Annotated in this window: 7 protein-coding genes; 2 read left to right on the plus strand and 5 right to left on the minus strand. The window is 40.8% G+C overall.

Annotated elements, in window-relative coordinates:
• Positions 1-160: 160 nt before the first annotated feature.
• Positions 161-397, plus strand: coding sequence for a VF530 family DNA-binding protein (locus tag FTT85_RS17430; RefSeq protein ID WP_078193741.1), 237 nt, complete (start codon positions 161-163; stop codon positions 395-397).
• Between the two features lie 128 nt (positions 398-525).
• Positions 526-1224, plus strand: coding sequence for a DUF1826 domain-containing protein (locus tag FTT85_RS17435; protein ID WP_180184063.1), 699 nt, complete (start codon positions 526-528; stop codon positions 1222-1224).
• Positions 1225-1338: 114 nt separating this feature from the next.
• Here FTT85_RS17435 and FTT85_RS17440 read toward each other — a convergent pair whose 3' ends face one another.
• The 5 genes from FTT85_RS17440 to FTT85_RS17460 form a co-directional block, all read right to left on the minus strand.
• Positions 1339-4494 carry an efflux RND transporter permease subunit gene (locus FTT85_RS17440; RefSeq protein WP_168377464.1) on the minus strand — a complete coding sequence of 1052 codons (3156 nt, stop codon included), beginning with the start codon at positions 4492-4494 and terminating at the stop codon, positions 1339-1341.
• Positions 4484-5710 (minus strand): efflux RND transporter periplasmic adaptor subunit, encoded by a 1227-nt coding sequence (locus tag FTT85_RS17445; RefSeq protein WP_180160267.1) that lies wholly within the window; start codon positions 5708-5710, stop codon positions 4484-4486. Before FTT85_RS17445 ends, FTT85_RS17440 begins: the two co-directional genes overlap by 11 nt.
• 13 nt (positions 5711-5723) lie before the next feature.
• Positions 5724-7046 (minus strand): TolC family protein, encoded by a 1323-nt coding sequence (locus FTT85_RS17450; RefSeq protein WP_180184064.1) that lies wholly within the window; start codon positions 7044-7046, stop codon positions 5724-5726.
• A 47-nt stretch (positions 7047-7093) separates the two neighbouring features.
• A complete protein-coding gene (locus tag FTT85_RS17455) occupies positions 7094-7525 on the minus strand; it encodes a cation efflux protein, CzcI-like (RefSeq protein ID WP_218948484.1) in 432 nt (143 codons plus the stop codon).
• Positions 7526-7723: 198 nt separating this feature from the next.
• A complete protein-coding gene (locus FTT85_RS17460) occupies positions 7724-9127 on the minus strand; it encodes an amino acid permease (RefSeq protein ID WP_180008163.1) in 1404 nt (467 codons plus the stop codon).
• Positions 9128-9452: the final 325 nt, after the last annotated feature.

Here is a 9452-nt window from a genome sequence, read left to right on the forward strand (position 1 = left end):
GCAAGTAACTTGGACCAGTGTTGATCATTTAGCATTGTTCGAGGCATAGCGAGTGTAAAATTGGGTTTGGCGATTTAATTTTACTATCTCGCTATTTTTTTAATCAACAAATGTCAACAGGCCCTATAATAATGGTCTCCCAAAATATGATTGATCTAATATGAGCACCTCCAATGACCCTTTACACGGCAAAAAACTTGCTGACATCTTGGATGAATTATTGGATTACTACGGTGGTTTTGAAGGCTTAAGTCGCAAAATTGAAATTAGATGTTTTTGCATAGATCCAAGCGTTAAATCATCACTACGATTCTTACGTACTACACCTTGGGCACGTGAAAAAGTAGAAAGCTTATATTTGTATGTCTTACGCCAAAAAGCCAAACAGAAAGCGTAACGATGAATGCCTATGCTCAAATAATCTTGTATAGCAGTTTGTGTTTTAAGATAAAATGAAACTGCTGAATCCTTCTAGCTATTCCTTGCACGCAGTATTTTCGCCTCAGATTTAATTCGATCCCTATTATGAGCAATCCTTTTTCCCAGCATCATCAAATTGGTGTAGTCACTACATTTTCTGAATTGATTCATCGTCATTTTGAAGGTCAAATGAATGCGCTCTGTTGGCAACGCAGCTTACAAGGCGACTTTAAAGAAATAGTCGAAAAACTCGAACTGATTGAAAATATAACCGAAATTTCCATAGATGATCTGAAGGAATTAAAGCTTTCAGCGCAAGGTCATTTAGCTAGAGAAATCATTTTAAATGACATGCAACAATTAACAGCATTTGGTGCATCACCCTCGCTGAATTTACTCAAATGTTATGAACGCGATGATGAATTCGATTTCATCTCAACCGATGTATATTCTTTTCATGTCGATCGATCACCCATCGCTACAGATACCTTTTTATGTACATATTATGGTGCTTCCAGTGATATTGTACCAAATGATCACGTCACACAAAAAATCTTAATTCCTGAAATACGAGAGCAACTCAAAGCTTTATACGATGGTCCTGTCTCAGAATTTGATGACTTTTTAGCGGAATATTTTTTTGATTTACATTATCAGCTCAAAGACAATGCTGTGCCTGTAAATCTTGGCAATGGTCATCTATGGCGTTTGGCGGTTGATCATCCTACACAGCCAGTTTTGCCTTGTGTGCACCGCGCACCTGTTGAAAATGCAGGTGAGTATCGGCTTATGCTGATTTGCTGATTTTAGCTGTGTTTAAATATTGATAAATCGTAAGTCCATACGATCCATTCTGTCTAATGAATGAACCGTATGGGTTAATGCAATATCGTTTTAATCAAAATTGCTTAGTCTAGATTATTGAGATCGAGCTGTATTAAGCCAGCGGTAAAGCACTGGCAATAGCACCAAGGTCAGCAAGGTGGAAGAAAGAATACCGCCGATCACAACCGTGGCTAAAGGCCGTTGCACTTCCGCACCTGTACCTGTTGCCAAAGCCATTGGTACAAAACCTAAAGAGGCAACACAGGCAGTCATGAGTACTGGGCGTAATCGAAGTACAGCGCCCTGCCATACGGCTTCATGCAATGGATACTTGTCCCCCAGTTCTTTAATGAAGGTCAGCATGACCAGGCCATTCAGCACAGCAACACCTGAGAGTGCAATAAATCCAATCCCTGCAGACATCGAAAGCGGAATATCTCTTAACCAAAGAAACAATACACCGCCCGTTAAGGCAAAGGGTACGCCAGTAAAGACCAGCAGACTTTCTTTCACATTATGAAATACTGCCATTAATAAAATAAAGATGGTCAGTAGTGCTAAAGGAATGACAATTTGCATTCTTGCTTTGGCAGATGCAAGGTTTTCAAATTGACCGCCATATTCAATCCAATAACCGCTTGGTAATGCATATTGTTTCAGCTGAGTCTGCATATCCGCCACAAAAGAACCTAAATCACGGCCTTCAACATTGGCAGTCACTACAATACGGCGTTTACCATTTTCACGGCTGACTTGATTGATCCCATCTACATTAGACACTGTGGCAACATTTGAGAGTACAATACTGCCACCATTTGGCAACTTTAACGGTAGTTGTGAAATCGTGCTTACATTACGGTCTTGATCATTTAAACGAATAACAAAGTCAAAACGGCGATCGCCTTCTAAAATCTCCCCTACACTTTGTCCACCGACACTGGCTGCCACAGTATCCTGTATAGATTTAACGCTTAAACCATATTGCGCAGCCAAAGCCTTATCTATTTCAATATTTAATAAAGGCAAACCTGAGGTTTGTTCAACTTTTACGGCGCTACTCCCCGCAACTTGCTGCATAATTTTGGCAATTTTAGTGGCTTCTGTGTTAAGCACTTGCATATCATCGCCAAATATTTTAACGCCCACATCACTACGCACACCTGAGATCAGCTCATTAAAGCGCAGTTCAATAGGTTGGGAAAACTCACTGTTATTGCCAGGAATCGTAGCCACATAAGCCACCATACGGCCACGCAGTTCATCCACACTTTCTTTAGGGTTCGGCCATTCATTACGTGGTTTGAGCATAATATAACCATCGGAAATGTTCGGAGGCATTACATCGGTTGCCACTTCTGCTGTACCTGTACGAGCAAATACAGCCTGAATCTCTGGAAATTTTTTCAGCAGCAATTTCTCAGCGTTCTCCTGCATTTTTAATGATTCTTCTAGGCCTGTGCTTGGTGAGCGCATCAACTGAACTGCAAAATCACCCTCACTCAGCTGTGGTGCAAACTCACTGCCAATTTTGGTGCTTAAAAGCCCAGTAATGAGCAGTAAACACAGTGCAAAAGTCATCACTACAGCCTTGTAATGAAAGGCTTTATTTAAAATTTGAAGATACTGCTTTTTCAGCCAATTCATCCAACGGCTTTCTGTTTCTTTAATTTCACCTTTCACCCAAAGCGCTACAGCAGCAGGTACAAATGTAATAGACAGAATGATCGCCGCCACAAGTGCCAATACCACAGTTAATGCCATCGGATGGAACATTTTTGCTTCTACACCACTTAAAGCAAAAATTGGCAAATACACCACTAAAATAATTAACTGACCGAATATCAGCGGACGGCGCGCCTGACGTGCAGCCAAAAAGACTTCTTTAAAACGTTCATTTTGCGTTAATGGACGCTTTAATGTTTGCTGTGCATGCGCCAAGCGGCGGATACAGTTTTCAACAATGACCACAGCACCATCAACAATAATCCCGAAATCCAGCGCACCTAAGCTCATCAAATTCGCGCTGATATTCTTTTGTGCCATGCCGGTTAAGGTAAACAGCATTGACAGCGGAATAACACAGGCCGTAATGAGTGCTGCACGGATATTGCCTAAAAAGATAAATAAAATGATGATGACTAGAATTGCGCCTTCAACCAAGTTCTTTTGAACGGTTTTAATCGCTTTCTCCACCAATGTGGTACGGTCATACACTGTTTCAATTTTTACCCCTTTGGGTAAGCTGGCTTGAATGTCTTTAATTTTGGAATCTACAGCTTTCGAGACAGTTCGGCTATTTTGTCCCATAGCCATCATGGCAATACCTAAAACCGTTTCTTCTCCGTTATAGGTTGCACCACCTGTGCGCAAATCATGCCCAATGGAGACTTGCGCAATATCACCCACCCGAATTGGACTGCCATTTGGGCTGTCAATCATGGTGTTTTCAATATCTGAAATGGTGTTTAAGGTTCCCGGCACTCGAACTGTTAACTGCTGACCATTTTCCTCAATAAATCCTGCACCACGGTTTTCATTATTTTCTGTAAGCGCTTGCTGTAATTGTTCTAATGACAGGTTCAGCTGTTGCATGCGGTTTAAATCAGGTGAAACCACGTAGGTTTTATTAAAACCACCAATACTGTTGACCTCGGCAACACCTTGTACACGCTGTAATTGCGGACGCACAATCCAGTCCTGAATTTCACGCAAATCCATCGCGCTATATGCCGTACCATCTGCTTTTTTTGCATTGGGTTCTGCTTTCAGCACCCATTGATAAATCTCGCCCAAACCTGTCGAAACGGGCGACATCGTCGGAGAAACCTGAGCTGGCAATGACGACTGAACTTCCTGTACCCGCTGATTAATTTGCTGACGTGCCCAGTAAATATCCGTACCGTCTTTAAAGACAATCGTGACTTGTGACAGGCCATAACGGGAAATAGAACGGGTCAACTCCAAATCTGGAATACCTGCCATCGCATTTTCAATCGGATAAGTAATCCGCTGTTCAACTTCTAACGCTGTAAAGCCATTGGCCTGCGTATTAATTTGCACTTGGGTGTTGGTAATATCAGGTACTGCATCAATCGGCAGTTTTTGATAACTGTAAATCCCGACGGCAATCCATGTGCAGACAAACAGCATCACCCAAATTGCATTTTGAATTGAAAACTGAATAATGCGTTCGAATAGACCTGCTGGCTTTGGCAAATTAATGTTCGTGTTCTCTGAATTAGTGTTCATGGCCAGCCTCATCTTTTTCCAGTTCAGATTTCAGTAAAAAACTGCCTTGGGAAATATACTTTTGCCCTGCCTCAAGACCCGAAATCACTTCTAGCCATTGCCCATCACTGGATGCTTGTCCAAGTTTTAGCGCTTGTGCTTTTAAATGCACTTGGCCTTTTAGCTCAGATTCAACAATAAAAATACTGTCTTTACTCTCTATGCTTTGTACGGCGGACTTTTGCACCCGTAATGCTTTTTTAGTACCTGAATCAGCCAATAGCACGTTGACCATCACATTCGGGCGAAGCTCAGCAGATTGTTGTTTTAATTTGGCACGTACCACCAAGCGTCCCGTTTGCACATCTGCCTTTGACGTCAGGCTTTGTACCTCTGCGCTATAGAGCTGATCTGAGCCATTGATTTTGAAAGAGACGTTTTGACCCGTTTGTAATTGTGCGGAATATTGATGAGTTAAGTTAAATTCTAGCCACAAATCTTTTAGCTGTTCAATGGTGAACAATTGATCTGCCAATTGCACATTTTCACCTACAACAATATCTTTTTGACTGATTACACCTGCAATAGGCGCACGAATGATAAATCGTCCGTTTTGACCGCTATTCGCGCCCAAAGCTTGCAAGCGCGATTGTGTCGACTGTACGCTAATTTGAGCCTGACGATAGGCATTTTCAGCACGCTGAAAGTCCTGTTTGGCAGAAATCCCTTGAGACCATAGCTTTTGCTCACGCTGATAATCTTGGCGAGACAAATCTAAATTGGCTTCTGCCATACGCAAATTAGCTTGCTGATCAATTAATTCAGGCACAGAAAGCACAGCTAGAGTTTGCCCTTTTTGTACGGTTTGACCGAGTGCCACACTGACTTGCTCGACATGTCCGCTAAAATTTGGGGAAATATGTGCCTGCTGATCTGTATTGACGGCCAATTTACCCGGCAATTGAATAATATTTTCGACCAGACCATTTTCCGCAGTCGCAATTTTAATTCCTTGTTCTATCATTTGCTGAGCACTAAGCTGAAGTTCACCTTCTTCTGCGTGTTCTGCTTCAGCATCACTATCATTAGCCTCGTTATGCTCTCCCTCACTCTCAGTTTTATCTGCATCGGATTTGTTTGTACTTAACCAAATAGCAGTACACAGCATCAGCGTTAAGCCAATCAAAACTGCAATCATCAAAAGCTGTGAAATTTTTCCATCTTGTTTAATTTTCATGTGATTAACTGCCTTATTGTGCTGATGCGCTGTTGATGAGATTTTGGGATGCCTCAATGGCTTTTTTATTGAGTTGGCTATAAGCATCTGAACGGCTGATTTCTTCATAACTGGTGCCAATACTTAAAGCTTCAGCACTGAGTGCGCTTTGCCAAGCCTGCGCCAAAATTTGCATTTGGCTAAGTCGAAGGTCTTGGAGTTGTTTTGTGGTTTGCTGTACGTCTGTAATGGCAAATTTCCCTGCCTGAAAACCTTGCAAAGTTCGGTTTTGAACCTTTTCAGCCAAACCAATCTGACTGCCTGTGGCATCAAACTGAGTACGCAGACCCTTTAGCTGGTGAATGCTGTTGGCAATGTCCAAAACTTGCTGTTTTAACTCTCGCTGTTGCTGATGATTTAATAAAATTTGCTGTTTTTGCGCCATTGGGATGGCATATTGCTGGCGGTTAAAAATATTCAGCGGAATATCCACACCAAGTACCAAGGCCGTATCATTGGCATCTGTTGGAGACTTGGTACGTGACATGCCCATATTTAGGCTTGGGTTTGGACGTGCCTGTACTTTTAAATGTTTAATTTGCTGATTTGCCTGCTGAATATTCAAGGCATACAATTTTTGTAACCAACCTTCCGATAAATTACGTTCAACTAAACTTTGGCTCTGTTCAGGCCAAGGCGTAAAGCTGTTATTCAGTCCGATTTTCGACGTGGTTTCACCCCATAAATTAGAAAGCTGACGCGCCACAGTTTGCTGTTTTAAAACTGCCTGTTGGTATAAACGCTGTATTTCCAAAGCTTCAATTTGAGCGCGCTCCACATCTACCAAAGCGATACTGCCAGCTTGATAACGTTTTTGTGCACTGTCCAAATTAGATTTACTGAGTTTGAGCTGTGTAGCGTAAATCGATTGCTCATTTTGAGCGATGGCTAGCTGTGACCATGCATACTTCACAATCAGCTGACTTTGCGCATTCCAAATTTGCTGTTGCAACTGTATTTGCTGTGCTGAGGTACTCGCGAGTGCTTGATTGATTTTACGCTGACCGAATACATCCAGTGGCTGGCTGATTGCGATACTGAGCTCTTGATCTTGATTTTTACCAAAACCATTTTGTTCAATCGATAGACTTGGGTTTTGCCAGAGCTTGCTTTGACGCAGATTAAAATCAGAGATTTGCTGTTGTTGTTGCCAAATATCAGTTTGGGCTTGGTAGTTTTGTACTTTGGCAAATGCAGATTCAAAACTACTGACATTTTCCGCAAACGTACTTTGTAAGGCCGTCGAAATACCGACAGCTAAGCCTAGACGTATAAACGCCGTAAAATATAAAGACATGATTTTTCCCACTCATTTATTAAAAAAAGTGGCGGGAATTTTTTAGGCTACCCCGCCATTAGCGGGGCATAAACAGGAGGAGGTGTTTGCAGTAATAAATCAGGGGCTTGATAAAGATTCTTCCAAACAAATTTTGGCGAATATTCAAAGCTCTGATGTGCAATAAAAAGAATCGATTGTTGATTTTGCACAATCAAATGCGTCATAGACGGCAAATGGTCTTGATGATCTTCACCGAGTTGTAGATCGTTAGCGATATTTTTGACTGGTTTGCTACTAGATTCATCAGATGCTTGATGCAACGAATGCTGTGGATAGGTTTCATTGCTAACGCATAAGATATTTTGATGATGACCAAAATGATAGCTTTGAACAACTTGAGTTTGCTCTTCATGCACACAGAAAGCGGCTGCCACGTTCCAAAGGCTTTGGAACATGAACAATCCAACTAAGACTGTTATCCATGTCGCAGAACGCATATTGCATCAATCAAGAAAATTTTAACGATTATAAAGCTTGGAGTCGGTCGAAGGTCAAGTGAATCTTTGAATTTGTCTTAAAAATGGATTGCCATAGAGATATAACGTAAGGCATTCGCTTTAATCCCCTGACACGGCACATGCTAAAGACAATCCATTGGTTCATGATTACGATTTTTATCGGCGAAACCTTTATTTTTAATTCAGTTCGGAATCATTCTTCAACTTAGCTTTTCTTGTCACAACTAAGCCGCAGAGAACCACCAATGTCGTAACCCCTAAAGATAATGAAGTTTCATAACTGTAGGCTGGAGATAAAAACATATAGATCAGCACACTTAAGATCACCAAAATGACTGCCCATGTGAGCCATGGAAATAGCCACATTTTAAACGCAACCTCAGTTCCATTTTTTTCTATTTGTGTTCTCAATCTCAGCTGTGAAAATGCAATCACTAAATAAACCAATAAGGCAATTGAACCTGTTGTAGACAGTAAAAATCCAAATACTTGGCCTGGAAATAAATAATTGACTGCACAGCAAATTAAGCCCACTACAGACGATGCAAATACAGCAATAGCAGGTACACCAGAGGCATTAATAGATGTGACCCATTGAGGCGCTTCTTTACGTGTCCCCAATGAAAATAGCATCCTTGATGAACTATAAAGTGCGGCATTCATACAACTTGCAACTGCAATAAATACCACACTATCAATAATCAATTTTGATTGAGGGACATTTAAACTGACCAAGACATATTGGAAGGTGCCTAATTGTTGTAATTGCGGTGAACGCCAATCTACCAGTGCAACCGTTATAAAAATTGAAACCACAAAAAATAAGATGACCCGATACAATACTAAATTGGTTGCACGTTTAATTTTTTGTTCAGGATCTTTTGATTCTGCTGCAGCGATCGATAGTATTTCTACACCAAAGAATGAAAATGCTGAAATCAATATTGCTGAAAGTACACCACCCAGGCCATTTGGCATAAATCCATCATTTTTGAACAGATTTTCTACACCACTCACGTCAGGTGCTAAGGGCCAAAATCCAAATATTGCGGTGAGTCCAATGGCGATAAAAATCACAATAGCCAAGACTTTTATCAGAGAAAACCAAAATTCAAACTCACCAAAACTTCGAGTACTAAAAAAGTTGGCTAAACTGAGAAGCACAATGAAGAATGTTGCAAATACAGCACTGGATATTGATGGAAACCATGCATGCAAAATTTCTGCACCGGCAATTGCTTCAATAGGAATAACTAAAACCCAAAACCACCAATATAACCATCCGATAGTAAAGCCAGCCCATGGCCCTATGGCTTTTCTCGCATAGGTTGAAAATGAGCCTGTGTCAGGTTGAGCTACTGCCATCTCCCCCAACATTCGCATGACTAAAAAAACCAATATACTGGTAATAATATAAGCAAGAACAGCGGCAGGCCCAGCTTTTGCAATCGCAGCAGATGATCCAACAAACAGTCCAGCACCAATTACACCACCGATACTGATCATTGTAATATGCCGATTAGATAGCCCTGCACCCAGTTTTGCAGTTGAATTATGTGTGGCTAAGCTATCATCATGCATCGATTAGATTCCCTGTCTGCACGGTCAGTCGTACAAATCATTATTTCCAAGATCATTAGGAATAAAAAAGGGAAAACGCTGTGTTCTCCCTTGTTTTGTAACAATTTAATCTAGAAAATGAGTTTTTCATAGTTCTAATCAAAACTTTAAGATGCAGCTTAATACCATTTTTTTATCTAATTCACTGTTATTACTTATATAATAGACTTCCTTCATAAATCATTTTTCAATCAATTTAATTGTTTATCTTTCACCCAATCTAAATTGTATATGCCAGCAAGTAAATTAAACCGCAGGTTTAATCGTTTACGACGATTTCTATATA

The sequence above is a fragment of the Acinetobacter sp. YH01020 genome (assembly GCF_013420275.1).
Classification (GTDB): Bacteria; Pseudomonadota; Gammaproteobacteria; order Pseudomonadales; family Moraxellaceae; genus Acinetobacter; species Acinetobacter amyesii.

Coding starts and splice junctions, on each gene's coding strand:
- FTT85_RS17435 (WP_180184063.1), top strand. CDS start 526: ATGAGCAATCCTTTTTCCCAGCATCATCAAATTGGTGTAGTCACTACA.
- FTT85_RS17455 (WP_218948484.1), bottom strand. CDS start 7,525: ATGCGTTCTGCGACATGGATAACAGTCTTAGTTGGATTGTTCATGTTC.
- FTT85_RS17430 (WP_078193741.1), top strand. CDS start 161: ATGAGCACCTCCAATGACCCTTTACACGGCAAAAAACTTGCTGACATC.
- FTT85_RS17450 (WP_180184064.1), bottom strand. CDS start 7,046: ATGTCTTTATATTTTACGGCGTTTATACGTCTAGGCTTAGCTGTCGGT.
- FTT85_RS17440 (WP_168377464.1), bottom strand. CDS start 4,494: ATGAACACTAATTCAGAGAACACGAACATTAATTTGCCAAAGCCAGCA.
- FTT85_RS17445 (WP_180160267.1), bottom strand. CDS start 5,710: ATGAAAATTAAACAAGATGGAAAAATTTCACAGCTTTTGATGATTGCA.
- FTT85_RS17460 (WP_180008163.1), bottom strand. CDS start 9,127: ATGCATGATGATAGCTTAGCCACACATAATTCAACTGCAAAACTGGGT.